This window comes from Microbacterium sp. CGR2 (assembly GCF_003626735.1).
GTDB lineage: Bacteria > Actinomycetota > Actinomycetes > Actinomycetales > Microbacteriaceae > Microbacterium.
Map to the genome: position 1 here is coordinate 297,486 of NZ_RBHX01000001.1, position 25,732 is coordinate 323,217.

Consider the following 25,732-nt stretch of genomic DNA (forward strand, 5'->3'; position numbering starts at 1 on the left):
GAACCCGCGGGTTCCGCGGACGCAGACGTCAGTCGCCGTCGAGGCGGATGATCCGGTCGTCGCCGTCCGACGGACTCCCCCGCCCGTCGGTGTTGTTCGTGAGGACCCATACCGCGCCGTCGGGCGTGACGACCACGTCACGCAGCCGACCATAGTCTCCGACGTGTCGTTCCGTGTTCGTCGTGGGGTCGTCGAGCGGGACGACGCGGAGACGCTCACCCCTGAGGTTCGCGATCAGGACCTCGGAGGACGTGACGGCGATACCGCTGGGACTGGCGGCGTCGGGCGCCCACTGCTGTACCGGGTCGATGAAGTCGTCGTCCTCCGCGATGCCTTCGACGATCGGCCAACCGTAGTTGCCTCCTGCCTCGATCACGTTGAGCTCGTCCCACGTGTCCTGCCCGAACTCGCTCGCGTACAGCACGCCCTCGGCGTCCCAGCCGAGCCCCTGCGGGTTGCGGTGGCCGTAACTGTAGACGGGCGAGTCGTCGAAGGGGTTGTCGGCGGGCACGTCGCCCTCCGACGTGAGGCGCAGGATCTTGCCGGAGACGGCATCCAGGTCCTGTGCGCTGTCGCGGTCTCCGGCATCACCGGTCGTGACGTACAGCATTCCGTCGGGGCCGAAGGCGATGCGTCCGCCGTTGTGATTGCCCGCCGAGGGGATGCCGTCGATCACGGTCGTCGGGCGACCGAGTGTCAGCCCCCCGGCTTCTCCGCCGATGTCGCGCCTTTCGAGGCGGTTGCCGTCCTGCGCGGTGAAGTACGTGTAGAGCCGTCCGTCACTCACGGCGAGCCCGAGCAGACCACCCTCGCCCCCGGCCGCGACGCCTTCGATGCGGGCGACCTCGCGCGTCGTGCCGTCATCGCCGAGTTCGAGGATGCGGCCGCTGTCCCGTTCGCTGATCAGAGGAGTGCCCTCGTGGAAAGCGATCGACCACGGGGCGTCCAGGTCTTCGGCGACCGTGTCGGCGGCGGGCGGCGGCTCGGGCGGCATCGCGGACGCGCAGGAGGCCAGCGCCAGGACCGATACCGCGGCGAAGACGGCGGCGGACCGGCGGCGAACCGGGGCGAAGCGACTCATGTCTCCATCCAACGCTGTCTTGCCCTCCGTGGGAAGGGCGGCCCCGCCGTTCGGCAGGCCCACTCGGCTGGCTGCGTGGAGGCCCACTCGGCGGGCGGCGTGGCCGTAGCGATCGAGGTCTCGTGTCGAGCGTTCAGGAGTCGCGAGGCGGCCGGCGCAGCTGCTTGACGTCGGTGCGCCGTTGCTTCGCCTTCAGGCGTCGCTCCTTCGACCCTCGGCTCGGCTTTGTCGGTCGTCGCGATGGCCCCGGCGGTTGGAGCGCTTCGGCGAGGAGGATGACCAGCCGCTCCCGCGCCGCCTCGCGGTTGCGGAGCTGCGCGCGGTGCTCGGATGCCGCGATCGTCAGCACGCCGTCCACCAAGCGGTTGCCGAGCCGAGCGAGGAGTCGATCGCGCTGCGCCGACGACAGGGCGGCCGAGTGAGCGGCGTCCCACACCAGCTCGACACGCGAATCCGCGGTGTTCACGCCCTGACCGCCCGGGCCTGACGACCGCGAGAACCGCCACGACAACTCCGACTCGGGGAGGGTGACCCCCGAGGTGATCCGGAGGCCCGGGCGGTGGGAAGCGGGCATGCCTCCATCATCCCTCGTGGAGCGCCTCCACGGGCTCCCTCGTGGCATCGCTCGGGATGGTCGGCACAGGTGTCGGAAGAACGGACGGATGCCGGGCCGATGAGCGGCATGTCGCCCTGCATCCGTGATTTCCCCCGACATCTGTACTGCGACGCGCCCTGTCCACCAGGTGAACGCCGACACCGCCTGCTTGAAGGCTTGATGAACACCTGGGTGCACCCATGCACCGCCGGCCCGCGCGCTCCTAGGTTCAAGATGGGTAGGGCGACCGCCCGCCCGATCGGGTTGTCTCAAAACTGGGGATGCACACATGGGAATCAGGAAGACGACGGGCTGGGCCGCTGCAGGACTCGCTGCCGTGATGATCGCGGCGCCGCTGCCCGCGCTCGCCGAGGACGCGGACGCCGCCACCGGCACGCTCACGGTCACGCGGTTCGACGACCGCTACGCCGACGGGCTCTACGACACGACCAAGACGGCTCCGGGCGGAGACGTCGACCGGCTGAACACGTCGCACGCGGCGCAGCTCATCGACGTCAACGGCACCCGGCACTACCTCAGCGCGGACGAGGACGGGCTGTACCGATTCACCGACGTTCCGGTCGGCCCGGCGAAGCTCTACCTCGGCTACCCCAACAACCCTCCCGGCGAGGTGCTGTTCGACGCGACGGGAGCGACGGACGCCACCCAGATCACGCGCCTCGCGACGGCCGAGTACTTCGGACCGCAGGGCGTGCTCGACATCACCATCGACGAGGACGGTGAGGAGCGCCTGATCGGCATGTCGGCTCTGCGACTCGTCGCCGACGTCGTGAACGCCGACGGCACGCCCACCGCAGGACTGGCGACCGTGGAGCTCGGCTCCGGAGACGACTGGTACCCCGCGACGGAGTACAGCTTCCAGCCCGGCACTTACGAGGCGTTCCAGCCTTCGGGCTACGTCCGCCACCTTCCCGGCGAGCTGGGTGTGCGCGTGACACCTCCCGCGGGTTTCCAGGTGGCCGAGGTCACGGCGGGCGACGTCAACGCGTTCACGGTGACCGAGCGCGACGGCGCCTACTGGTTCTCCTCCACGCAGGTGCTGAACTACTTCTGGAACCCGGCGTTCACCGTGACGCTCGAGCCGGTTCCCGACAAGCACAAGCCGACGGCGACGCTGGTCTCCCCGACGACGGCCGGTCCGTTCCGGGCGCTGTCGGTGCAGGTGGATGCCACGGACGACACCGGTCTCACGCGCATCGTCGCGAACATCTACAAGGACGGCACTCTCGTCAAGAGCACCCAGAGCGCGGTGAGCGGAACGAGTGCGTCGCACACGGCGACGGTGACACTGCCCGACGGGGACTACACCGTGAAGTACAACTCGCAGGACGCGACGGGCAAGATCTCCAAGACCACCTCGTTCGCATTCACCATCGACGCCACGGCTCCCAAGGCGACGGTCAAGTCCGGAGAGAAGTTCACACTCGGAGCGGATGGCGTCTACGACCTCGTGAGCTTCAAGCTGTCGGATGCCGGCAAGATCGACAAGGTCTCGATCAACGGCAAGGTCAAGGACCTCACGAACAACGCCTGGTCCGACGTCAACTTCATCAAGCCGGGCACCTTCGGCGCGGTCGAAGGCACCAACACGCTGGTCGTCTACGACGTCGCCGGCAATACCCAGACGACCACGTTCACGCTGAACTGACCGCCTGACCGCCTGACCGCCTGATCGGACGACAGAGCCGCGATCCCGGGTTACACGGGGTCGCGGCTCTTTCTGCTGCCAGTGGACGCGACGGCGGGAGTCGAACCCGCAACGCCACCGGATATGAGCCGGGGCCCGGGACCGCCCGGATCGCCGCGATGAGGATGACGCTACCGGTCCCCGACCCAGGGCGCCAGGATCGTTGCCTGGGATAACCCCATGAGTCAGACGATGACGTCGCGTTCCAGGGGCCGCGCGCCCGATCGAGGCGTTTCGTCTCGTCGCTTCGCTCCTCGCTCAACGAACAGGGTGGGTCGAGGCGTTTCGGTTTTCGCTACGCGCCACTGCGGGGTGGCGCGCTGCGGGGCGGCGGCGCGGGCGCGTCGATCGCGCGCAGCAACCGCTGCACCGCTTCGCGCAGCTCCGCGCGGTCGGGCTCAGGGAAGGTCATCGCGTACTCGACGCCCTCGGGAATCCAGAGGAAGGCGTACATCGCCTCGCGCCAGTCCGAGCCGCCGATCGGCCACCGGGTGTGGTCGGGACCCTCCGCCGTCGCTCCCTGCGACCATGGGCCGAAACGCTCGTGCATCTCAGCGAGCGACAGCTCCATGACGGCATCTCCTTCGACCTTCTGCGGTGACCAGGACGAGGCGATGAGCACGCGCTCCTCGATCTCGGCCTCCGTGATGTCGCGTCGCGGGAACAGCACGCGGGTGTGCTCGACCGACGCGATCCGGTCGACGCGGAAGGTCCGCCAGTCCGCACGGTCGAGGTCCCAGCAGAGCAGGAACCACTTGCGTCCCGAGGGCGCCAACGCGTGCGGCTCGACACGGCGGATGCTCTCCTCGCCCGCAGCATCCACGTACCGCATCCGTAATCTCTCGGTGTCACGAGTGGCCATGGCGATCTCGCCGAGCACGACCGGCGAGACGACCGGCGCATCACCGATGCGCGGGGGCTGCACGGATGCCGCGAGCGCATTCACTCGCTGGCGAAGCGCCGACGGCAGCACCTGCTCGAGCTTCGCCAGGGCGGTGAGTGTGACCTCCGGGCCGCCGACAAGCTGCTGGGTGGCCGCGACGCGGAGTCCGATCGCCATGGTGACGGCCTCGTCGTCGGTCAGGAGCAGGGGCGGTACGGCACTCCCGGCCTCGAGTCGATAGCCGCCGGCGGCTCCCGGCGACGACTCGACCCGATAGCCGAGTTCGCGCAGCCGGTCCACGTCGCGGCGTACGGTGCGCTCTGTCACGCCGAGCCGTGCCGCAAGCTCGGTGCCCGGCCAGTGGCGGTGCGTCTGGAGAAGGTTCAGGAGTGCGAGCGCTCGGGTGGTCGTATCGGACATGCGTCAAGATTGCCAGACATCGCGGACAGGATCTGTCCGCATGGCTTCGTACTCTCAGTCCATGACGAACCAACCCATCATCGAAACCGAGGGCCTGACCAAGGTCTTCACCGTCAAGAAGACGCCGGTGCACGCGGTCACCGACCTCTCCTTCGCCGCGACAGCCGGAGAGCTCGTCGCGTTCCTCGGCCCGAACGGTGCCGGCAAGTCCACCAGCCTCCGGATGCTCACCACTCTCATCCCGCCCACCTCCGGATCAGCCAGGGTCGTCGGCCACGACATCCGCACGGATGCCGCCGGCGTGCGTGCGCGCATCGGCTATGTCGGCCAGCTCACCAGCGGCAGCTTCTCGCAGCGGGTGCGCGACGAACTGCTCAGCCAAGGCTCCTTCTACGGGATGTCCAAGCGCGACAGCGTCCGCCGGGCAGACCAGCTGATCGAGTCGCTCGACGTCTCGTCCTTCGCGACGCGCACCGTGCAGCAGCTCAGCGGCGGTCAGAAGCGGCGGCTCGACATCGCCCTCGGACTCATGCACGCCCCGCCGCTGATCTTCCTCGACGAACCCTCGACCGGACTCGACCCGCAGAGTCGGGCCAACCTGTGGGAGCACATCCTCGACCTCCGCACCCAGCACGGCACGACCGTCTTCCTCACCACCCACTACCTGGAGGAAGCCGACCGCTACGCCGAACGCGTCATGGTCATGGACAAGGGGCGCATCATCGCGGACGACGACGCCACCGCCCTCAAAGCGACCCTGGCGGGCGACGTGCTCACCTTCGGCTTCGCGGATGCCGCGGCGGCAGCGAGCGCCCAGCCGATCGTCGCGCGGCTGAGCACGGCAGAGGTCTCGCTCGACGGCGACGCGGTCTCGCTCGCAGTCCCCGACGGTGACGCGCTGCTGCCTGTGATCGTGCGTGAGCTCGATGCCGCCGGCATCCTCGTCCGCCGCGCGACGGGCGTGCCGCCGACCCTCGACGACGTGTTCCTCGCACTGACCGGTCGCACCCTCCGCGAGGCCGGGGAAGGGACGGATGCCGCAGGCGAAGCATCCGATCCCGGCGCGAGCACGGCTGACGCCGACCAGAGCGCCGCGACCGCGGCATCCGACACCCGCAAGGCAGGAGCCCTCTCATGACCGCTGACAACACGTTGGTGCGCCCGAACCTCGCACGCGACACCAGGAATGTCCTGACACGCGAGCTGAAACCCGTGGTCCGCGACCCGTTCACGCTGATCTTCAGCCTGCTGCAGCCGCTGGTGTTCCTCGGGCTGTTCGCTCCGCTCCTGATCGGCGGGTCAGGCGAACCGGCCGGCGAGACGCTGGCGTGGTTCGTGCCCGGAGTGCTGGTGATGATCGTGCTGTTCGGCACCGGCGCGACCGGATCGAACCTGCAGTACGAGATGATGACCGGATCTCACGAGCGGACGCTCGTCGCCCCACTCGCCCGCTCGTCGCTGCTGATCGGCCGCGCGCTCAAGGAGATCGCGCCCATCGTGATCCAGGCGCTGGTGATCGTGCTGATCGCCTGGCCGTTCGGCTTCGCCGCCGACATCCCCGGCCTGCTCATCGGACTGGCGCTGCTCGCCGTCTTCGGCGTCGGCCTCGGCTCGCTGTCGTACTCGCTCGCACTCGCGACGAAAGACCGCGAATGGCTGTTCTGGGGTGTGCAGCAGGCACTCATCTTCCCGCTGCTCATCCTGTCGGGGATGCTGCTGCCGCTCGACGACGCCCCGGAGTGGATGCGGGCCGTCGCGGCGGTCAACCCGGTGAACTGGGTCGTGCAAGCCGAACGTGCCCTGTTCGCCGGTGACCTCGGAGACGTGACCGTGCTCTGGGGCTGGGTGTCGGCGCTCGCCGTGGCGGTCGTCGGACTCGTCGTCGGGGTGCGCGCGATCCGCCGCAGCAGCTGATCCGGCGGCCCGGTGCGCCGTTGTGCTGGGAAAACCCGGATGCAGCGGCGCACCGTCGACGCGCCTCCGTTTCTCACCCGAGGATCGGGAGCGACCTCAGCGCCGGATCGAGTCGTGGAACGGGTTCGGCTCGAGCGTGTAGTCGGTCGAGGCGTCGGCCCAGGTTCCCAGGTCGGTTGCCTGACCACGCCGACGGAAGGCAGCGAGGGCCTTCGTCGCCGGAGCGCCCAGAGCCAGCGCCGCAGCCCCCACGACCGACCGCTCCTCGGATCCGAGCACACTGGAACGCTGCCAGGCCTCATGCGCCGCGCCGCCCCGGGCAGCGGGCACCCGACGCGCCGGCAGCGCGCCGGACCGGCGAAGCGCGACGAGTTCCTGCACACGGTCCCACCAGTTCGACTCCGCCTCGGAGTGGAAGTAGTTGTCGCGCAGCCAGTCGGAGTGCGGATGCCGGAACCGACCCGCGATCACTTCGCTCCGCCCGCCGAGCAGCCCGCTTCCCACGAACACCGTGTTCAGGAGGCTCTTGCTCACCCCAAACGAGTCGAGCGCGATCACCGGCACGTCGACGGCGGTGGCCTCGATCGCGGCGGTCGAGCTCACTGTCACCAGCCCGGCGGCCGTCTCCAGGGCGGACGCCATCGAGTCGTACGAGAACACCAGGTTGTCCGGGCGCCTGCTCGGCAGGAACTGCGCGTACGGGTCGCGCTCGAGGTGGGTCTCGGACTCTCCGGGCCGTGACCGCAGCTTCACCACGACGCGACGGTCGGGGTCGGCCTCGGCAGCGCGAACGAGAGTGGCCGCGATCTCTGCACGCTCTTCCCGGGCGACCGGGACGAGCGCCTGCGCCGCGAAGACGATATCGGTGGCCGGAGGCCGCACGGCGACCGGCTGCTCTCGACCCACGGCCACGGCCACGCCACCCGAGCGGCCGGCCATGGCGTCGACGCGGACACGCTCCGGGCGCAGCATCCGCTGCTTCCGGGCGAAGGGAAGGGTCGCCAGCGCCGTCGGCATCGACACGCCGATGCGGCGTCCGAGTTCGGCGAAGGCGCGGGTCTCGCGATGCGAGTGCACCACCAGCAGGTCCGTGTGCCTGCGGTATTCCAGCGCCCCGCGCTGCGCGGGGATGGCCATACCGGGAAGTCCGGAAACCGTCACGGGACGATGCGTCAACGAGTCGATCACCCGTCCCATCAGCCGCACGAACGGTCCCCGGCCGGCGAGCAGCACCACGTCCGGTCGCTGCCCTTCGAGCCATCCGGCCGCTCTGGCGAAGTCGATGCGGGTGACATCCTCAGGCTGCACCCCCGTGCCGGCGAGCGCCGTGCGCTGCTGCTCGACGCTGGCCGTCAACGGTGTGCGCACCAGCAGCAGGTGAGGCCGGAGCCCCGGCACCGAGCCCATCAGCGCGGCGGCCCACTTCACGAAGGAATCGGCATCCGCGATCGCGACGACGCGGAGGCCGGCGGCATCCGTCATGCGGGAACGCGGCGGAGCTTCGCCATCGGCGCGCGCTCGCTGTCGAACACGCGCTTGACGCCGTCGCCGAGGGCGCTCTCGATCACGCGGATGTCACGCACGAGGTGCTCGAGTCCGGCCGGCTCGAGGGATGCCGCGTGGTCGGAGCCCCACATGGTGCGATCGAGCGTGATGTGGCGTTCGACGGCGACGGCGCCGATGGCCACCGCTGCGAGGGAGATCTGCAGTCCACGCTCGTGGCCGGAGTAGCCGACGGGGATCCCGGCGTAGCGGTCGCGCAGCGTGGCGATCACCCGCAGGTTCGCCTCTTCCGGCTCCAGCGGGTAGGTGGAGGTCGCGTGCATCAGCACGACGCGGTCGGTGCCGAGGGTGTCGAGCGCGCGGTCGATCTGCTCGATCGTCGACATGCCGGTGGACAGGATGACGGGCTTGCCCGTCTCGCGCAGCGCGACCAGCAGGTCGGTGTCGGTGAGGCTCGCCGAGGCCACCTTGTGGGCCACGACGTTGAGGTCTTCGAGGAACGCGACGCTGGGCACATCCCACGGCGAGGCGAACCAGTCCAGGCCGAGCATCGTCGCGTGGTCGCCGATCTCGACGTACTCGTCGCGACCGAATTCGACCCGGCGGCGGTACTCCAGGTACGTCATCGTGCCCCAGGGGGTCTCCCGCGGGACGTCGCGCATGTGCTCGGGAGTGGAGATCTCCGGGGTGCGCTTCTGGAACTTCACCGCGTCGGCGCCGGCACGCGCGGCGACGTCGATGAGACGCTTGGCGATGTCGACGTCACCGTTGTGGTTCAGGCCGATCTCGGCGATCACATAGGCGGGACGGCCGCCCCCGATCACTCGCGAGCCGATGCTGACAGTCATGATTCCTCCGGTCGTCGAACGTGGGGCAGAAATGCCTTCCCTCCTGACTACGGGCCGATGGTGAACACCGCGCAACAGGAGGGTTACCGGAGTCGGTCAGCTCGACAACACCCGTTCGATGAGCTCCCGCACGGCACCCTCTCCGCCGCGTCGACGCAGCACCACCCGCGCCTCCTCGAGCACGAGTGGATGCGCGTTCGCGACGGCGATCGGCCAGCCGACGATCCGCAGAGCCGGGAGGTCGTTGACGTCGTTGCCGAGGTAGGCGACGTCGCCGAGATCGAGATCATGCTCGCGGGCCCATGCGCGAAGCGCCGCCTCCTTGTCGTCGATGCCGTGGAGGACGGGAACGCGCAGCTTGTCCGCCCGCGCCCGGACGACCGAGTTGACCTCGGTCGAGAGGATGAGCATCGGCACCCCGGCTCGGCGGAGCAGTGCCACTCCCATGCCGTCTTCACGGCTGACCCGTACCCGTTCGCCGCCGTCGGCATCGATGATCGCCGTGTCGTCGGTGTGCACACCGTCGAAGTCGGTCACCACCGCCCGCACCGGGATCGCCTGCGGCGCTTCATGGAGGGCAGCCAGAGAGCGTGCGATCCGGAGCTGCTGCTCGTCGTCGATCTCGATCGCTGTCCACTCCGGCACCTCCACGATGCGGGTCCGGCCGAAGAAGCGGTGCCGACTTTCGCGGAAGCCCTCAGCCCGGAAGACGTAGAAAGCGCCCGTCTCGAGGTGGTGCGGCTCGCGATCCTGACGTCGAGGCCGATGCGCGGCGTCGTGGTTGATGGCGAGCGCCCCTCCGTCGTCGCCGTGCCGCCAGAGGAAGCCGTACGTCTCGAAGGCCGCGAACGCACTGTCGGCACGGTCGGCTCGCACCTCTTCGACAGCCTGCCCGAGAGCGTCACTGGGGATGAACGGCGACGTCGCCTGCAGGAACGCCACCACCTCGAACCGCTCGCCCTGCTGCTCGAGCTGGTCCAGCGCATGCAGGATCGCGCTCTCCGAGGTGGCGGTGTCGCCGGAGATCTCGGCGGGGCGACGGATCACCCGTGCGCCGGCCGCGGTGCTCACCGCCGCGATCTCATCGTCGTCGGTCGACACCACGACCAGGTTGATTCCCGCCGCGGCGGATGCTGCGCGCACGGCGCGCTCGACCAGCGGCACCCCACCCACTCGCTGCAGGTTCTTCCGGGGAACCTGCTTCGATCCGCCGCGCGCCGGAATGATCGCCACCGTCTTCATCTCGATCGTCATCGTCATCTCCCTCTGATCGCCCGCCACGCCCGCCCGGCTCGGCGTCGCGCTCCGATGGCGGTCAGACGCCACTCCTCCATCCTTCCCACCCCTCCCGCGGGGCGCAGCATCCGTTCCCAGATCTTCTCCCTCGGAGCGTCGGGAAGCCGCAGCTCGGACAGTCGCCGAGGGCTGAAGTAGCGGTCGCGCTCGGCGGGATCCAGTGCAGCGAGCAACTGCTCCGCCCGCGACCTGAGGTGACCGGCGATCTCCGGCTGCATCGCGTAGCCGACGGCATCGATCAGCAGCTGGAGTCGATCCGGCTCGGTGTACGGTGACCGCTCCCGGGTGATCGCATCGACGATCGTGGCGGGGATGCGATTGCTGTTCTCGAAGGGGGTGAGCATCCGCAGTACCGTCTCGGTGCCGGCTGCGCCGATCGCTCGACCGAACAGGGTGTGCACCGTGGGGAGCGCGGTGGAGAACCCCGCGACCACCGCCACCGCGTCGAGCCGCTCCGCCAGCAGCTCTGCCGCGAGCGGACCGCGATACTCGACGAACTCGATGCCGTGTGTCGTCGCCCGTTCACGGATCGCGTCGGTGAGCAGGGGCGGGGCGGCCGGATGCGGTTTGAACACGATCCGCTCCGGAGACCATCGAGCCGCTCGGTCGATCATGTCGCCCTGCAGAGCGATCTCCTCGGCGGGACTCATCAGGCCGAGGGCCGACAGATATTGTCCGAGCACGAGGACCGTCGAGCGCTCCGCGTCTGCTTCCGGTGTCGGCTCGCCGGCATCGGTCTCCCGCAGGCTCGCGGCGAACCGCTCCGGAGGCACCGGGACGAGTTCGGCCGTGGGCGACCCGACCAGCGGACGCACGCCGGGGACGACGTCGGCATGCACGACTCGTTCGATGCGTGCGGCCACGGTGTGCGGCATCCGCACCCGCATCGGCGAGTACGTCATCAGCCCGTCGCCGATGATCGCGATGCGCGCCTGCGGGAACAGCGACATCAGAGTGCGTGCGGGGGCGACCTGCGGACTCTGTACGAACAGTTCCAGATCGTGCGGGTCCAGATCCCAGGCACGGATGAAGAGGCGCTCGAGGACCAGGAGGTCGGCCTCGGCCGGCTCCCACGAACTCGGATGCAGGGGCCCGACGACGTCGTCGAGGTTCTCGATGCGGTCGAACCGTGCCCGGAGAGAGTGCAGGGCCGGATCTGCGGCGATCCCGACCGTGGTCTCCGGAACCCGCGACGACGTGAACGGTACGAGGATGCGCTCGCCGACACCGCCCGACGGGCCGCTGTCGCCGAGGAGCCCGGCGTCGATCGCGGCTGCGGCCGTGGCGAGTCCGTAGGCGCTGTGCAGCGCGAAGAGCTGGGTCATGCCGTACGCCCCGCCTGCCGGAGGGTCCGTGCGAGCACCCGGCGGCGCGGCCCGTCGAAACGACCGAGCACGGCGGCCACCTCCGCATCCGGGAGCGTGCCGAGCATCTCACGGATGCCGGTCCGCATCTGCGCACGCAATGCCGGCCGCATCCGTCGCGAACGCACGAGGTGGTGGGAACTCAGTGCGAGTGCCGTCCACACGGCCTTGGCGCGGAACCGCTCCGCCTCCGGGTCGGCCTCGACGATCTCGAGGACCTGATTCATGGCCTTCGCGAAATCGAGTTGACGACGATCGTGCGCCTGCGTCAGCGAGTTCGCCACACCACGCCGGTAGAGCAGCGCGGGTGCGTCGACCACCGCGAACGAGTCCGCCTGAAGATGCAGGCGCCAGATCCACGGGCGATCCTCCGCCGTGAAGAGACCGGGCGGGAACTCCGCCAGCCCGCGGTCGATGATCCGGCGATGGAAGATCCCGGCCCACGCGTATGGGTAGTCCACCATCGTCGACTCGTTCTCGGGCAGGATCGCCTCCCGCGGCGAGACGCTCCGCTCACGCCAGGGGTGCGGTGCGCGCACGAGGGCGCGCCGCCCTCCGGTGACGGTGACATGGTCGGTCCGCAGGAAGTCGCACCCCAGTTGGGCGAGGCGCCCGGCCAGCACCTCCAGCCGCTTCGGCTGCATCCAGTCGTCGCCGTCGAGGAAGCAGAAGGCCTCGCCCTCGACATGCGCGAGGCCCTGGTTGCGGGCACTGGCGAGACCGCGCGGCGTCGGATTGCGCACGACCTCCGCGTGCTCGAACCGCTCGGCGTAGCGCCGCATGAGCAGACCGGTGTCATCGCGCGAGCCGTCGTCGATCGCGACGAGCTTGAGCGCCCCGGGATCGTCGAACTGACGGGTGAGGGTCTCGAGCGTCGTCGCGATGTACTCGCCGGCATCCTTGGCGGGCAGGATGACGGTGACCAGGGGTGTGCGCACGGATCTCCCGGGGGTGGACGGTGTGGGCATCGTGCCATTCGTTCGTTGCCGGACGGGGACGCGGAGGTGAACGCAGGGTGTCGTGGGTCCACCCGTCCACCGGACGTCCTCGGTTCGCGTCGACGCGTCCGATCCGCGACCATGGACACCATGCTGTGGCCCTTCGGAACGACCTGGCGCCCGGTGCGGCAGAAGCGGCGCGACACCGTGGATCTGCGCTGGCTGAGCGCGCGCTCCTGGACTCAGCGGTGGTACCCGCAGGGCGTCGACCTCGGCCTCTGGCACGGCCGGCGCACTCTCGCCGTGAGCTGGTTCCGACAGGACCGGTCGCGGAAGCACCTGGCCTCGAGGATCGCGTTCGTCGATCTGGAGCGCTCACGCCACCTGGACGTCTTCCTCGCGGTCGAGGATGGCGACGGCGAACTCCTGCCCGCGCCGATCCACGCCGGCGGCCTCGCCTGGTTCGACGACCGATTGTTCGTCGCGGCGACCGGGCAGGGCATCTGGGAGTTCGACCTCTCCGACATCCGGCGTGTGCGCGGCCAGGTCGCCCGGCGTCTCGCTGGTGCTCGCACCCGCGGCTGGCGCGCGACGGCGCTGGTCGTCGTGCGCACGCGCGTGCATCCGGTGGCTCTGCGCTGCTCGTACCTCGGGCGCGTCTTCGACGACCGCGGCGAACCACTGCGCCGGGTCCTCATCGGCGAGTACCGTACCGACGAGAAAGGCCGGATCGGCGAGTTCTCGATTCCGGACGGAGAGGACTCCGGGTTCGTCGAACAGGACCGCTTCTCCCCCGGCATCCCCTCGATGCAGGGCGCCGTCCGCTCGGGTGACCGGTACTTCGTGTCGCAGTCGGATCGGATGCAGCCGGGAATCCTGTGGAGCGGAAGCCGCGGGGCGCTCGAGCGCGATTCGTTCCGCCTCCCCGTCGGATGCGAGGACCTCGCGCTCGACATCGACGCAGGGCTGCTCTGGTCGCTCGGCGAGCATCCGTGGCGTCGCGTGGTGCGCGGCATCCCCCTCGCCCGCCTCGGTGTCGACGCGAACGTAGACTGAGGGAGTGAAGAAGCCCGCACCTCTCCTCGTCTACACCGTGCTGCGACTGCTGGCGTTCCTCGTCCCGCTCGCGATCCTGTGGTTCTTCTTCCCGATCTTCCGCGAGTTCTGGTGGTTGGCAGCGGTCTTCGCCGCGCTCATCGGCATGAGCATCTCGCTGCTCTTCCTGCGCACTCCGCTGTCTGACGCCTCGTCACGCCTGCACGAGCGGCGAGCGACGCGAACGTCGGGCCGCCAGGCAGATGCGGATGCCGAGGACGACGCGATCGACCGCGACGGCGACGAGCCTTCAGCGAAGGACTGACGCGGACTCGTGCACTGCGTTCAGGCGGCGAACGCCCAGAAGAGCGCGCCGGCGTAGAGAAGCGACGTCAGCGAGGTCAACGCCAGAGCGACGACGAGCTCGCGCGGCTGACGGTAGGTCCAGACGATCAGGATGGCGGGCAGTCCCGCGAGCAGCGCCAGGAGCGCGAGCCACGCGATCGGGAACAGCAGCGCGAGGAACGCGGCGATGCCGAAGGGCACCAGCACGAAGAGCGTGAACAGCACCTGGGTCGCGCGGCGACCGATCAGCACCGTCAGCGTGCGCTTGCCGACCTCGCGATCCTGGTCGATGTCGCGAAGGTTGTTGGCCAGCAGCACCGCACAGGCGAACAGTCCCGCCGCGATCGCTCCGAGCCACGCCTGCTGCGGCAGCTCGAAAACCTGCACCCAGGTGGTGCCGAGCGTGGCCACGAGCCCGAAGAAGACGAAGACGAAGACCTCGCCGAGACCGTAATAGCCGTAGGGGCGCTTGCCACCGGTGTAGAACCACGCGGCGACGAGACACGCGGCGCCGACACCCAGCATCCACCATTGCCCCGTGCGCACCACGATCGCGATGCCGACGGCCGCGGCGAGCGCGAAGAAGACCAGTCCGATGATCAGGACCGTCCTCGGGTTCACCCTGCCGGATGCCGTGAGACGCGCGGGTCCCACTCGATGGGCGTCCGTGCCCCGGATGCCGTCGCTGTAGTCGTTGGTGAAGTTGACGCCGATCTGGAGCAGGACGGCGACGGCGAGGCACGCGAGCGCGATCACCCAGTGGAACTCGGGCCCCGTGCTGCGCGCTGCGCCGGTGCCGATGACGACGGGTGCGACGGCGAGCGGCAGCGTGCGAAGTCGAGCGGCTCCGATCCAATCGGATGCCGTGACGGGCCCTGCTTCGACGACCGGACGCTTCGCCGGGTTGCCGCTGGTGCGCGCGGGCGCACGCTTCACGGTCGTGCTCTTCTTCTTGCGCTGAGAGGATGCTGCCACGCAGGGAATCCTACTGCGACGGGACCGCGCCCCCTGTCCGAGACCGGATCAGGCGTTGGGGTTGCTGTCCTTCCCATCGAGCCAGAGCGTGTCGGAGGCATCTCCGTGCGTGCCGTCCTTCCCGACGTGCTTGCCGCTGATCTTCGGCCCCTTGAGGATCACGTGCACCATCGCCTGGGCGTGACCGTGCCCGAGGCCGTGGTCCTGCTTCAACCAGTTCAGCACCACCGTGGATTTGGTGCTCTCGTCGAACCCCTGTTCTTGCGCCAGCGCGATGAACTGGCGCGGTGTGAGGCCGGTCTGGGTCTCGACCTTGTCGAGGTATGCCTGGAAGGACATGGTGTCTCCTGCTCTTCAGTCCTCGTCGAGGAATGTCTGGATGATCGTGGGTGAGGCGTGGATGCCGATGATCTTCAGCACACCGTCGCCGATGTTGATGAATTTGTGCGGCGTGTAGGCCGGCCCCGTGGCGGTGTCTCCGGGGCCGGCGACGAAGTCCTCCTCGCCGATCGTGATCCGAGCGGTGCCTTCGAGGACGACCCAGGTCTCGGAATAGGGGTGCCAGTGCAGTCCCGGCCCCTCGCCGGGCTGATTCTCGACGTAGAAGTACGACAGATCCGCGCCGTGTTCGGCTCCGACGAACTTGCGGCTGCGGCCCGTGCCGATGCGGATGCCGGCAGCAGCGACGATTCCCGGGAGGGGTGATGTGCTGTTCATGTCTTCAGTCTCGACAGCCACAGCACGTCCCTCTATAGTTTCGCTGTGAGTCGAAACTCCGCTCCGATCGAGGGCCGGGAGCACCCTGATCACCGCGTCGAGTTCCATCTCAGCCCCGGCGACATCCAGGCGGTGCGCTTCGGCATCTCACCCGGGCACGAGTTGGCGCACGCCGTGCGCGTGCTGCTGCGACCCGAACAGCATCCGCTGCAGTGGGGGTGGCTCCGAGCCGTGCGCGACCGGCTGCCCGAGCGCAGCTTCGGCCTCCTCGCGGCAGTGATCGGCGACGACGGATACATGCCCGATTTCCTCACCGCCGCGCCACGGTGGGACATGACTCCGGATGCCGAGCTCGACGCCCTCCGCGGCGCCCCGCTCCCCCCGATGCGCGTCGACTTCGGCAAGATGGTGCAGCGTTCGAGCGGGGCGAGACAGCAGGCGCTCGCGAGGATGCAGGACGACCCGGGTCGCGCGCGCACCCTCATCGCCGACGCCTGGTCGGAGGTGTGGGAGTCGACGCTCGCCCCGGTGTGGCCGCAGCTCGAACGGTTGCTGCGCGCCGACATCGCCGTGCGCGCCCGCACCATTGCGACCGCCGGCATCGGGAGCATGGCCGGCGGCCTGCATCCGCAGGTGACCTGGGGTGAAGGAGCGGTGCGCGTCTCGCTGCGCCGTCACAGCGAGCAGGTCGACTGCCGCGGCAGCGGACTCGTGCTGGTGCCCTCGGTGATGTCGTCCTGGGGATGCATGGTGCTGACGGAGCCTCCCGCGCAGCCGACGCTCTTCTATCCGGCGCGCGGCGTGACCGCAGGGTGGGCTCGGAACGCGACCGAGACCACCGCCGCCCTCGCCGCCCTGCTCGGACCGGCGCGCGCGGACATCCTTCTGCGCGCGGGGACGTCGCGGACGACGTCGCAGGTTGCCCGCGACACTTCGATCGCCCTGTCCACCGCGTCGCACCACCTCACGGTGCTCCGCGACGCCGGACTCATCCACAGCGAACGCGACGGCGCCAGAATGCTCCACCTGCGCACACCCCTCGGCGAGGCCATGGTGGGTGCTTCGCCCTGACGCGAGACCGACTACTGATCCGCGGGCACGGGAATGATCGGTCGATGCTCGTAATAGGTCTGCAGCACGACAGTGGTGCGGGTGCTGACATTGGCTGCGGTGCGGATGTCGCGCACCAGCTCCTCGAGGGCACGCGGAGAAGCGACCCGCACGAACAGCATGTAACTGGCGTCTCCGGCGATCGAATGGCAGGCTTCGATCGCATCGAGGTGCTCGAGAAGCTCGGGCGCGTTGTCGGGCTGAGCAGGGTCGAGGGGGGTGATCTCGATGAAGGCCGACAACGGAGTCCCCACCTTCTCGGGGTCGAGGATCGCGCGGTAGCCGGAGATCACACCGCGCGTCTCGAGGCGCCGGAGGCGAGACTGCACGGCCGAGACCGAGAGGCCGACGGCGTCCGACAGGTGCGACAGGGTCGCCCTTCCGTCGCGAGAGATCTCCGCGATGATCGCGCGGTCGACGGAATCGTCCATGGATGTAAGATTATCGTCAGTATTCCGTTATCGCCGGAAAGTTTCCGGTGTGCCTCGAGGATCGGAGGTCCCGATGTCCATCTTCACCGCCAACAGCTCCGCTGCACAGGCCATCGTCGGCGAACCCGAGGTCGTCGAGGACGCGTCGATCGCCGCGGAAAGCGCCGCCTGGGCTCAGCTCAAGGACGCCGCAATCGCGATCCGCGAACTGCAGGTGAAAGACGGCTCGATCCCCGACGGTTCGCACCACGCGACGGCGCGCGAGCTGGTGGCCGCGATCACGGGTGGCATCCGTGCCCTCGCGCCCGCCTTCCCGCACGATGCCGAGTACCTCTCAGCTTCCGTCGTCGACTTCGAGCGCTGGGCCCGCGAAGGGTTCGGCGTTCCCGACTTCCTCGATTCGCTCCTGGCCTTCCAGCCCCAGCAGCACCGTGTCGACGGCATTCGTCACCTCGTCGTGTTCCCGATGTACACGCAGAACGGATCCAGCGACCGCCTGGTCGAAGCGCTCATCGTCGAGACGATCTGGCCGGAGTTCATCTCCGCTCTCGAAGCAGGGGACTACGGCAACAAGCTCTTCGTCTCGCTGCGACTGATCGACTTCACGCCGGGCTACGACACGAACTCCGCGGTGCTCTTCCCCGAGACGGTCGCGATGCGTGAGATTCCGACGTTCACATGGGGTGCGATCTTCCAAGACCGTGAAGCGGCCCGCTACCGCCGTGTCACCCGCGCCGCCGCGGAGATCACCAAGCTCGATCTCCCGGAGCGTGCGGCCGAGATGCTCGACGACCAAGCCCTCACCGAGCGGGCGTTCGTGATGTGGGACATCATCCACGACCGCACGCACATGCGCGGCGACCTCCCGTTCGACCCGTTCATGATCAAGCAGCGGATGCCGTTCTTCCTGTACTCGCTGGAGGAACTGCGCTGCGACCTCACCGCATTCCGCGAGTCGGTGAAGATCGAACGGTCGCTCTCGGCACGCGCCGAGGCCGACGATGACCTGACGCCGTCCGAGCGGGAGATGCTCGAGCACGCCGGCCTGGTGCAGTACGCCGTGATCTTCGACCGGATCTTCCGCTTCGCGATCACGGGTTCGCGTGTGCGCAACTACGACGGACTCGGCGGGCAGCTGCTGTTCGCGTGGCTGCACCAGCGCGGAGTGCTCCACTGGACCGACACTCAACTCGCGTTCGACTGGGACGGAGTACCGGACGCGGTCGTCGCCCTGGGCGATGCGATCGACGAGTTGTACTGGCGTTCGATCGACCGGCCCAAGACCGCGCACTGGCTCGCTGCCTACGACCTGGTCCGGAGCGTCCTCACCCCGCACCCCGCGTCGAACTGGGCTCGGGGCCTGTCGGATGACATTCTCTCCGGCGCACCGAAGGGCTTCACCGACGCCGTGCTGGACGACGAGTTCCCGCTGTCGATGTTCTTCGAAGCTCTCGACAAGAAGATGAAGCCCGTGATCGCGTCGACCGTCGGCATCCGCGGTACCGACGACTGAGCCGATCTCGCCGCAACTTCTGCGGCCGATTCCACCTTTTGCGGCCACAGCCGACGGGATCGGCCGCAGAAGTTCGGACTATCCGCGAAAGTTGACCCTATGAACTTCGCTGACCGCACCATCGTCCTCGCCGGGGCCACCAGCGCATCCGGTCTCTCGGTCACCCGTGCCTTGGTCGGCGTCGGCGCGCGGGTCGTCGCCACGGGGCGCTCCGCTGAGCGTCTTGCCCCGCTGAAGGACGCCGGCGCGGCCGTCGAGGTCGCCGATGCGACCTCGCTGTCGTCGATGACGGATCTCGCCCACCGCCTCGGCGCCGTGGATGCTGTCGTCCCGCTCGTGGGCGGGTGGCGCGGGGGCGGCGGTCTCACCGGACAGTCGGACGACGACTTCGCCGCCCTTCTCCCCGCGCTCGCTGCGGTGCGCGCGACCAGCCGCGCATTCGACGACGCTCTGCGCGCGTCGGAGGCGGGGCGGTTCGCCATCGTGTCGTCGACGGCCGTAGGTCGCCCCCTCGCCGGCGGCGCGAACTACGCAGCGGTCAAAGCGGCCAGCGAAGCGTGGACGAGGGCCGTCGCGCAGGGGTATGCGAAGGCGGCGCGAGACGCGGAGGCACCGCTTCGCGCGGCATCCGTCGTCTTCCGCGTGAAGGCGCTCGACCCTGAGGTGCTCGCCCCCGCGATCATCTCCCTGTGGGACGAGGATGCCGCGCAACTCAACGACCGGATCATCGACCTCGGCTGACTCGCGGCTAGCCTCGACGGTCGGGGATCTCAGGCGGCTGCCCCCGCAACGGCGGAGGAGCGTCGAAGACCCGTTCGCCAGCCTTGATCTCTCTGGCTGTTGCGCTCCCCGACTCTGCGTCGACCGCTGCCCCCGCCGGAGCGTCGGCACCGGCGTCGTTCGCGGCGGAGTCCGGACCTCCCGTCGGCGTGGCGATCTCGTCCTGCGGGTTCTGCTCCGGCGCCGTCGCATACAGCTCGGTGAGCCGGCGGTACGAGCGGGTGAAGAAGGCCAGCGTCGCGGCCACCACCATGATGAGTCCGGCGAACAGGCAGATCAGCGCGATACCGCGTGCTTCCCCCTCACCGAGCAGCCACCCCCACTGCTGCTGCCCTTCGCGTGTGTTCATGTACGGGATGATCAGGAACTCGGCGATGGGAGCGATGAGGAACGCGGTGATGGGAGCGGCGGCGGCCTCCATAGCCGCCGCGACGCCGAAGACGCGCCCCTGCCGCTCGTACGGCACGACCTTCTGGATGACGGTCTGCTCCGCGGCTTCGACGGGCGGCACCAGTGCCATGTAGAGCCACATGCCGATCACGTACAACGGCCACCATTCGCGCAGCATGAAGACCGCGCCGAGCAGGCCCATCGCGATGACGACGAGCAACATCGTGCGCATCGGCTTGGGGCCGAGTCCGAACTTGGCGACCAGCCCGCCGCCGATGAGGAAACCCGTCGAAGCGAAGGCGAGCGCGAAGCCCCACGTCTGTGCGTCGAACAGCGTGAGCCCGTACGGGTCCATCAGCGCCATGTAGACCCCGCCGATGAGGTTGTTGAACGTGGAGAAGACGATCAGCGCGAACAGGCCGGGCGCGAGCCGGATCGCCTGCACGCTGCCTCGGAAGTCGAGCGCACTCGCGCCGTTCGGATCGGGCTTGGGCGTTCCCTCGGGAATCCGGATGAACAGGAGGTGCGCGAAGGTGAGCGCCATGGCCGCGATGGCGATCGCCAGAGTCCATCCCATGCCGAGGAAACCGATCGAGAGCCCGGAGAACACGCTGGTCACCAGGAACGCGAGGCCCTGCACGGTGCCGACGAGCCCGTTCGCGTTCACGCGCTTCTCTTCGGGGATGAGCAGAGTCACCGTCGTGGACAGCGCGATGTTGCGCAGCTGCTCGATCACCCCGCCGAACAGGATGACGCCGGAGAACAGCCAGAACCACGGCCCGCCGAGGTCGAGCAGGGCCGATTCGGGCTGCCAGAGATAGAGGAGCCCCGCGATCAGGAACGCCACGGCCGAGATGACGCTCGACAGCAGCATGACCCGGTGCTTGCGGTGGCGGTCGACGATCGTGCCGAAGAACATCGCGAAGAACGCGACGAACAGCATGTACGCGCCGCCGATGATGCCGGTGGCGAGCACCGACTGGGTCTCGATGTAGACCCAGAAGGTGAGGGCGAACCAGAGAAAACTCGTCGTCACGTTGGCGATCAGCGTGTTGACGAGGACGTTCGCGAAAGCAGTGCTTGCTGCGGTGCGCTCCATGCCTAAGAGGGTAGGGCGACCCTCCGACATCCGATAGACCTCGGCCTCGGTCCGCTCGAGCCGCCCGCGCTGCCCCGGGGCAATAGGCTTGTGCGGTGAGCCATACGCATGACCCCGCGATCCGGGGATTCGCCAGTGACAACTACTCCGGCATCCACCCCGAGGTCCTCGCCGCGATCAGCGCGGCGAACGGCGGTCACCAGGTCGCCTACGGCGAAGACGCCTACACGGCGCGGCTCCAGGAGGTCTTCCAGGCGCACTTCGGTGAGGGCGTGCAGGCCTTCCCCGTGTTCAACGGCACGGGCGCGAACGTCACCGGCCTGCAGTCGATGCTGCCGCGCTGGGGCGCCGTGATCGCCGCGTCCTCCGCACACATCAACGTCGACGAGGGCGGTGCTCCCGAGAAGATCGGCGGATTCAAGCTGCTCACCGTCCCCACCGACGACGGCAAGCTCACCCCGGAGCTCATCGACCGCGAGGCCTGGGGGTGGGGCGACGAGCACCGTGCGCAGCCCTTGGTCGTCTCCATCACGCAGTCGACAGAACTCGGCACGCTCTACACGGCGGATGAGATCCGCATCATCGCCGACCACGTGCACGACCGCGGCATGAAGCTGCACCTCGACGGCGCCCGCCTCTCCAACGCCGCGGCCGCGCTCGATCTGCCCCTGCGTGCTTTCACGCGCGATGCCGGCGTCGACGTGCTCAGCTTCGGCGGCACCAAGAACGGCGCGATGCTGGGCGAGGCCGTGGTCGTCCTGAACCCGGCGGCATCCGACGGACTCGTCTACTCGCGCAAGTTCAACATGCAGCTCTCCTCGAAGATGCGCTTCGTGTCAGCGCAGCTGATCGCGTTGCTCGAAGGCGACCTGTGGCTGCGAAACGCCCGCCACGCCAACGCCATGGCCGCACGGCTGCGTTCCGCCGTCGAGGCCGGCATCGTCGAGGGCTCCATCCGCGGTGTCTCCTTCACGCAGACGACCCAGTCGAACGGTGTCTTCGCGACGTTGCCCGACGGCGTCGCCGACCGGTTGCGCGAGTCCTTCCGTTTCTACGACTGGGATGCCGCCCGCAACGAGGTGCGCTGGATGTGCAGTTTCGACACCGAGGAGTCGGACGTCGACGCGTTCGTCGCTGAGCTCTCGCGCCTGACCGGCGCCTGACCAGCACCGGAGCGCGACGGCCAGCTCACCGGGGCTCAGCGCAGCAGTCCGAGGTTCGCGAGAGCCAGGCGGATGAGCGTGCCTCGTCCGCCCTCCATCTCCGCGGCGACGGCGTCGGATGCGGCGGCCTCCGGCGGGAACCAGGTGACTTCGAGCGCGTCCTGGCGAGGCTCGCACGTGCCGGTGACCGGCACGACGAACGCCAGGGACACCGCATGCTGCCGATCGTCGTGGTAGGCGCTCACGCCCGGGATCGGGAAGTACTCGGCCACCGTGAAGGGCAGCGGCTGCGGCGGGAGCAGGGGGAAGGCCATCGGCCCGAGGTCGTTCTCGACGTGACGGAAGAGAGCATCCCGGATGGTCTCGCCGAAGCGGACGCGCCCGGAGACGATCGTGCGGGTCATCTCCCCCATCGGCGTCGAGCGCAGCAGGATGCCGATCTCTGTCACCTGTCCGGAGCCGTCCGTGCGCACCGGGATCGCCTCGACGTACAGCATCGGGAGGTGTCGCCGCGCCTCCTCGAGCTCGACGTCGCTGAGCCAACCCGGGTTGGAACCGGGTTGCGGAGTGTTCGCCTCACGGAACGCGCCGAGACCTTGGTCTTCGGGTTCCGGCTCGGGATCAGGTGTGCGGACCGACATGCCTCCTTTCTACCAGCCGCACCTCCGGTCCGACATGGGGCGTGTCGGACTCCGCTGGCAGGATGAGAGTGTGAGCGAGAACCTGATCATCGACGACGGTGCGACCAGATGGTCGTCGGACGAACGTGGGCGCATGCCGCTGCTGGTGCTGCTGCACGGCTACGGCGCGGACGAACATGACCTCTTCGGTCTGATCCCTCATCTTCCCGAGGGGATCGCGGTGGCCTCCGTCGCCGCCCCTCTCGCGCCGCCGTGGCCGATGCCGGGGCGCTCCTGGTATCCGATCGAAGGCCTGGAAGGGCGCAGCGCGCACGCGGTGACCGCCGCCGCCGAAGCGTTCCTCCGCTGGCTCGACGCCACAGCGGGCGACGCGCCTTCCGTGGCGCTGCTCGGGTTCTCACAGGGAGCGGCGGTCTCGCTGCAGGCACTTCGTCTGGCGCCGGAGCGCTTCGGCGCCGTGGTGGCCCTGAGCGGGTACGCGACACCCGGCGACCTTCCGCACGACGAGACCCTCGCCGAGCTGCGCCCGCCGGTCTTCTGGGGGCGCGGCACGAACGACGACGTCATCCCCCCTGAGCTGATCGACCACACCGCGCAATGGCTGCCGGATCACTCCGAGCTGTCCGGTCGCGTCTACACCGGTCTGACCCACAGCATCTCCGAAGACGAACTCGCCGACGTGCGACTGTTCCTCACGAAGTGGCTGGACGGCCTCGAAGCATCCTGATCAGCGACCCGGATCGGGGTCGTCGGCGAGCGGTTCGTCGGTGGGCAGTTCGTCCGTCGACTGCTCCCCCGCTCCGGGCTCGCCACTCGGCGACTGAGCGAAGGCCCCGCTGAAAGCTGCACCGAAAGCCGTGCCGATCGCGACGCCGATCCCGAGGCCGAGCCCCCAGTTGTCCATGGCGAGGCCACAGCCCACGCCGATGCTCATCCCCAGAGCGAGACCGATCGCGAACCCTGACCGCGTGCGCATCTCATTCGGGCTCATGTCTTCTCCCATGTCTCCACGCTAGGAGCACCCGCGAGGCACGGCATCCCCCGCACGGCGGATCTCCGAGCGACACCCCGGGGTTGCGAACTCTCGACACGCCCGGGTATCGTCATGGAGTCCTGTCCGCCGTGTCTGGAAGTCCTTTGATCTGATTCGTCGCCTCCGCGCCCTTCTTTCCGCGCGCTGACCCGACGAACCCTCGACACGCTCAGGGAACCACCCCGGCCAGGAATCGGCCCGCTTGGTGACCCGCTCCTCGAGGACCGCTCCGCCCGCTCCGGCCACCCGGCCGACCGAGGCTCCGGTGTCAGTGCGACCTCGCACTCGACAGGAGACACCATGTCACACCCCACCTTTCACCAATCGATCGTCCTCGATCGCGTCACATTCACCTGGCCCGACGGCACCACCGCCCTCGACGGCGTCTCCGGAGCGTTCGGCACGGGGCGCACCGGCCTCGTCGGCCGCAACGGCGCAGGCAAATCGACTCTTCTGAAGCTGATGGCCGGCGAACTCGACCCGACGTCGGGCGTCGTCGCGGCGTCCGGCGAGATGGCGTATCTCCCGCAGCGATTGACGCTCGACGTCGACCGACGCGTCGCCGACCTCCTCGGCGTCTCGGACGCGCTCGATGCCGTGCGTGCCATCGCGGCCGGCGACGCCGACCCCGCGCACTTCGACGCCGTCGGCGACGACTGGGACATCGAGGCGCGCGCCGAGGCTTCGTTGGCGGAGGCGGGTCTGGCCCCGGAGTTCCTCGACCGGACCGTCGGCGAACTCTCGGGCGGGGAAGCGGTGCTCGTCGCCATCGCGGGAATCCGCCTCGGGGGCGCTCCGATCACGCTGCTCGACGAGCCGACCAACAACCTCGACCGCCATGCCAGGGCGAAGCTCGCGACGATGGTGCGCGCCTGGAAGGGCACGCTCATCGTCGTCAGCCACGATCTGTCTCTGCTGGAGCTGATGGATGACACGGCCGAGTTGTACGCGCAGACCCTGAGCGTCTTCGGAGGTCCGTATTCGGAGTGGCGCGCCTGGCTCGACTCCGAGCAGGATGCGGCGAAGCAGGCGGAGGTCTCGGCCGCGCAGACGCTGCGCAAGGAGAAGCGGCAGAGAATCGAAGCGGAGGTGAAGCTCGCCCATCGCGCCCGCACGGCGAAGAAGGCGGAGATCGAGAAGCGGGTTCCGAAGATCGTCGCCCACGGACGCAAGATGGCGGCCGAGGTGTCCGCCGGCAGGCTCCGCACCGAGGTCGGCGCCAAGGAGGATGCTGCGCGCACGGCGCTCGATGCGGCAGGGCGACGCGTGCGCTCGGATGACTCGATGAAGATCGAGCTCCCCGACCCGCAGGTCTCCCGCGCGCGGCGCATCGCGATGCTCGGGGGCGAGGAGCGGTCGTGGGTCATCCAGGGCCCGGAACGCACCGCCCTGATCGGACGCAACGGCGCCGGCAAGACGACGCTGCTCGAGAAGTTGGTGGCTGCGGACGTCACCCCGACCGTGGGCGGGCTGCGTGCGGAGCGATTCACCGATCGAGTGGGCTATCTGCCGCAGCGGATCGACGGACTGGATGAGAGCCGTTCGGTGTTCGCCAACATCGCCGACGTGGCCCCGGAGGTGCCGGAGAAGGAGTTGCGCAACCGACTCGCGCGATTCCTCATCCGCGGCGCGACGGCAGAGCGCCCGGTGTCGGCGCTCTCCGGCGGCGAGCGCTTCCGTGTCGCGCTGGCGAAGCTGCTGCTCGCCGACCCGGCTCCGCATCTGGTGGTGCTGGACGAGCCGACCAACAATCTCGACCTCGACACGGTTGATCAGCTGGTCGAGGCGCTTCGCGCTTACCGCGGTGCCGTGCTCGTGGTCAGCCACGACGACGCGTTCCTCACCCGCCTCGACCTCGACCTGACGCTCGAGATCAGCGCGGACGGCTCACTCGAGGAGGGCATCGTCGTGGGGTGAGACGAATCCCGACCCCGATGTCGGCTGCCTCGA

26 protein-coding genes and 1 tRNA gene are annotated in these 25,732 nt (G+C 68.9%); 11 read left to right on the plus strand and 16 right to left on the minus strand.

Going from position 1 to position 25,732, the window contains the following annotated elements:
* Positions 1–28 precede the first annotated feature (28 nt).
* On the minus strand, positions 29–1,081 hold the full coding sequence (locus D7252_RS01595; protein WP_120773794.1) for a sorbosone dehydrogenase family protein: 1,053 nt from the start codon (positions 1,079–1,081) through the stop codon (positions 29–31).
* A gap of 133 nt (positions 1,082–1,214) precedes the next feature.
* Positions 1,215–1,655: an alternative ribosome rescue aminoacyl-tRNA hydrolase ArfB gene (gene arfB, locus D7252_RS01600; protein WP_120773795.1), complete on the minus strand. Its 441-nt coding sequence runs from the start codon at positions 1,653–1,655 to the stop codon at positions 1,215–1,217.
* 310 nt (positions 1,656–1,965) lie between these two features.
* Here arfB and D7252_RS01605 point away from each other — a divergent pair, with 310 nt between their 5' ends.
* Positions 1,966–3,345, plus strand: a complete 1,380-nt coding sequence (locus D7252_RS01605) for a hypothetical protein (RefSeq protein ID WP_120773796.1) — start codon at positions 1,966–1,968, stop codon at positions 3,343–3,345.
* 82 nt (positions 3,346–3,427) lie between these two features.
* On the opposite strand, the gene D7252_RS19895 is transcribed toward D7252_RS01605, so the two are convergent.
* Together D7252_RS19895 and D7252_RS01610 are read right to left on the minus strand one after the other, a co-directional pair.
* Positions 3,428–3,503, minus strand: a tRNA-Met gene (locus D7252_RS19895).
* A gap of 176 nt (positions 3,504–3,679) precedes the next feature.
* Positions 3,680–4,687 (minus strand): YafY family protein, encoded by a 1,008-nt coding sequence (locus D7252_RS01610; RefSeq protein WP_120773797.1) that lies wholly within the window; start codon positions 4,685–4,687, stop codon positions 3,680–3,682.
* Positions 4,688–4,748: 61 nt separating this feature from the next.
* On the opposite strand from D7252_RS01610, the gene D7252_RS01615 reads away from it, so the two are divergent.
* Both D7252_RS01615 and D7252_RS01620 read left to right on the plus strand, forming a co-directional pair.
* Positions 4,749–5,825 carry an ABC transporter ATP-binding protein gene (locus D7252_RS01615; RefSeq protein ID WP_120776739.1) on the plus strand — a complete coding sequence of 359 codons (1,077 nt, stop codon included), beginning with the start codon at positions 4,749–4,751 and terminating at the stop codon, positions 5,823–5,825.
* Positions 5,822–6,601 carry an ABC transporter permease gene (locus D7252_RS01620; protein WP_120773798.1) on the plus strand — a complete coding sequence of 260 codons (780 nt, stop codon included), beginning with the start codon at positions 5,822–5,824 and terminating at the stop codon, positions 6,599–6,601. The genes D7252_RS01615 and D7252_RS01620 overlap by 4 nt, the downstream gene beginning before the upstream one ends.
* 96 nt (positions 6,602–6,697) lie before the next feature.
* Here D7252_RS01620 and D7252_RS01625 read toward each other — a convergent pair whose 3' ends face one another.
* The 5 genes from D7252_RS01625 to D7252_RS01640 all read right to left on the minus strand — a co-directional run bounded on the left by D7252_RS01625 (position 6,698) and on the right by D7252_RS01640 (position 12,580).
* A complete protein-coding gene (locus tag D7252_RS01625; RefSeq protein ID WP_120773799.1) occupies positions 6,698–8,083 on the minus strand; it encodes a DUF6716 putative glycosyltransferase in 1,386 nt (461 codons plus the stop codon).
* A complete protein-coding gene (locus D7252_RS20185; RefSeq protein WP_215110879.1) occupies positions 8,080–8,952 on the minus strand; it encodes an N-acetylneuraminate synthase family protein in 873 nt (290 codons plus the stop codon). Before D7252_RS20185 ends, D7252_RS01625 begins: the two co-directional genes overlap by 4 nt.
* Before the next feature lie 96 nt (positions 8,953–9,048).
* A complete protein-coding gene (locus tag D7252_RS20190; RefSeq protein WP_215110881.1) occupies positions 9,049–10,212 on the minus strand; it encodes an acylneuraminate cytidylyltransferase in 1,164 nt (387 codons plus the stop codon).
* The gene (locus D7252_RS01635) at positions 10,209–11,573 is read right to left on the minus strand and encodes a polysialyltransferase family glycosyltransferase (protein WP_120773800.1); all 1,365 of its coding nucleotides are present in this window, start codon (positions 11,571–11,573) and stop codon (positions 10,209–10,211) included. Before D7252_RS01635 ends, D7252_RS20190 begins: the two co-directional genes overlap by 4 nt.
* Positions 11,570–12,580: a glycosyltransferase family 2 protein gene (locus D7252_RS01640; RefSeq protein ID WP_120773801.1), complete on the minus strand. Its 1,011-nt coding sequence runs from the start codon at positions 12,578–12,580 to the stop codon at positions 11,570–11,572. The genes D7252_RS01635 and D7252_RS01640 overlap by 4 nt, the downstream gene beginning before the upstream one ends.
* A 111-nt stretch (positions 12,581–12,691) precedes the next feature.
* Between D7252_RS01640 and D7252_RS01645 the strand changes: the two genes are divergently transcribed.
* Complete coding sequence (locus D7252_RS01645; protein ID WP_120773802.1) at positions 12,692–13,606, plus strand: hypothetical protein; 915 nt, start codon at positions 12,692–12,694, stop codon at positions 13,604–13,606.
* 4 nt (positions 13,607–13,610) lie between these two features.
* A complete protein-coding gene (locus D7252_RS01650) occupies positions 13,611–13,910 on the plus strand; it encodes a DUF4229 domain-containing protein (protein WP_120773803.1) in 300 nt (99 codons plus the stop codon).
* 20 nt (positions 13,911–13,930) lie between these two features.
* On the opposite strand, the gene D7252_RS01655 is transcribed toward D7252_RS01650, so the two are convergent.
* Genes D7252_RS01655 through D7252_RS01665 form a run of 3 tightly spaced genes read right to left on the minus strand, consistent with a single transcriptional unit; the run spans position 13,931 to position 15,622 of the window.
* On the minus strand, positions 13,931–14,905 hold the full coding sequence (locus D7252_RS01655) for a 1,4-dihydroxy-2-naphthoate polyprenyltransferase (RefSeq protein WP_120773804.1): 975 nt from the start codon (positions 14,903–14,905) through the stop codon (positions 13,931–13,933).
* 48 nt (positions 14,906–14,953) lie between these two features.
* On the minus strand, positions 14,954–15,244 hold the full coding sequence (locus D7252_RS01660) for a DUF4287 domain-containing protein (RefSeq protein WP_120773805.1): 291 nt from the start codon (positions 15,242–15,244) through the stop codon (positions 14,954–14,956).
* A gap of 15 nt (positions 15,245–15,259) precedes the next feature.
* Complete coding sequence (locus D7252_RS01665) at positions 15,260–15,622, minus strand: cupin domain-containing protein (RefSeq protein ID WP_120776740.1); 363 nt, start codon at positions 15,620–15,622, stop codon at positions 15,260–15,262.
* Between the two features lie 45 nt (positions 15,623–15,667).
* Here D7252_RS01665 and D7252_RS01670 point away from each other — a divergent pair, with 45 nt between their 5' ends.
* On the plus strand, positions 15,668–16,693 hold the full coding sequence (locus D7252_RS01670) for a DUF5937 family protein (RefSeq protein ID WP_120773806.1): 1,026 nt from the start codon (positions 15,668–15,670) through the stop codon (positions 16,691–16,693).
* A gap of 11 nt (positions 16,694–16,704) precedes the next feature.
* Here the strand turns inward: D7252_RS01670 and D7252_RS01675 are convergent, their stop codons facing one another.
* On the minus strand, positions 16,705–17,163 hold the full coding sequence (locus D7252_RS01675) for an Lrp/AsnC family transcriptional regulator (RefSeq protein WP_120773807.1): 459 nt from the start codon (positions 17,161–17,163) through the stop codon (positions 16,705–16,707).
* 73 nt (positions 17,164–17,236) lie between these two features.
* Here D7252_RS01675 and D7252_RS01680 point away from each other — a divergent pair, with 73 nt between their 5' ends.
* Both D7252_RS01680 and D7252_RS01685 read left to right on the plus strand, forming a co-directional pair.
* On the plus strand, positions 17,237–18,676 hold the full coding sequence (locus tag D7252_RS01680; RefSeq protein WP_120773808.1) for a DUF6421 family protein: 1,440 nt from the start codon (positions 17,237–17,239) through the stop codon (positions 18,674–18,676).
* Between the two features lie 99 nt (positions 18,677–18,775).
* Entirely contained in the window at positions 18,776–19,417 is a 642-nt protein-coding gene (locus D7252_RS01685; RefSeq protein ID WP_120773809.1) for an SDR family oxidoreductase, read from the plus strand.
* A gap of 7 nt (positions 19,418–19,424) precedes the next feature.
* Here the strand turns inward: D7252_RS01685 and D7252_RS01690 are convergent, their stop codons facing one another.
* Entirely contained in the window at positions 19,425–20,945 is a 1,521-nt protein-coding gene (locus tag D7252_RS01690) for an MFS transporter (RefSeq protein ID WP_251050564.1), read from the minus strand.
* Between the two features lie 95 nt (positions 20,946–21,040).
* On the opposite strand from D7252_RS01690, the gene D7252_RS01695 reads away from it, so the two are divergent.
* Positions 21,041–22,108, plus strand: a complete 1,068-nt coding sequence (locus tag D7252_RS01695; protein ID WP_120773810.1) for a low specificity L-threonine aldolase — start codon at positions 21,041–21,043, stop codon at positions 22,106–22,108.
* A gap of 35 nt (positions 22,109–22,143) precedes the next feature.
* On the opposite strand, the gene D7252_RS01700 is transcribed toward D7252_RS01695, so the two are convergent.
* Positions 22,144–22,749, minus strand: coding sequence for a DUF4916 domain-containing protein (locus tag D7252_RS01700; RefSeq protein WP_120773811.1), 606 nt, complete (start codon positions 22,747–22,749; stop codon positions 22,144–22,146).
* Between the two features lie 70 nt (positions 22,750–22,819).
* On the opposite strand from D7252_RS01700, the gene D7252_RS01705 reads away from it, so the two are divergent.
* On the plus strand, positions 22,820–23,476 hold the full coding sequence (locus D7252_RS01705) for an alpha/beta hydrolase (protein WP_259461029.1): 657 nt from the start codon (positions 22,820–22,822) through the stop codon (positions 23,474–23,476).
* On the opposite strand, the gene D7252_RS01710 is transcribed toward D7252_RS01705, so the two are convergent.
* A complete protein-coding gene (locus tag D7252_RS01710; RefSeq protein WP_120773813.1) occupies positions 23,477–23,752 on the minus strand; it encodes a hypothetical protein in 276 nt (91 codons plus the stop codon). It lies immediately after the preceding gene.
* Positions 23,753–24,082: 330 nt separating this feature from the next.
* Here D7252_RS01710 and D7252_RS01715 point away from each other — a divergent pair, with 330 nt between their 5' ends.
* Complete coding sequence (locus D7252_RS01715; protein WP_120773814.1) at positions 24,083–25,699, plus strand: ABC-F family ATP-binding cassette domain-containing protein; 1,617 nt, start codon at positions 24,083–24,085, stop codon at positions 25,697–25,699.
* The last annotated feature ends 33 nt before the right edge of the window (positions 25,700–25,732 follow it).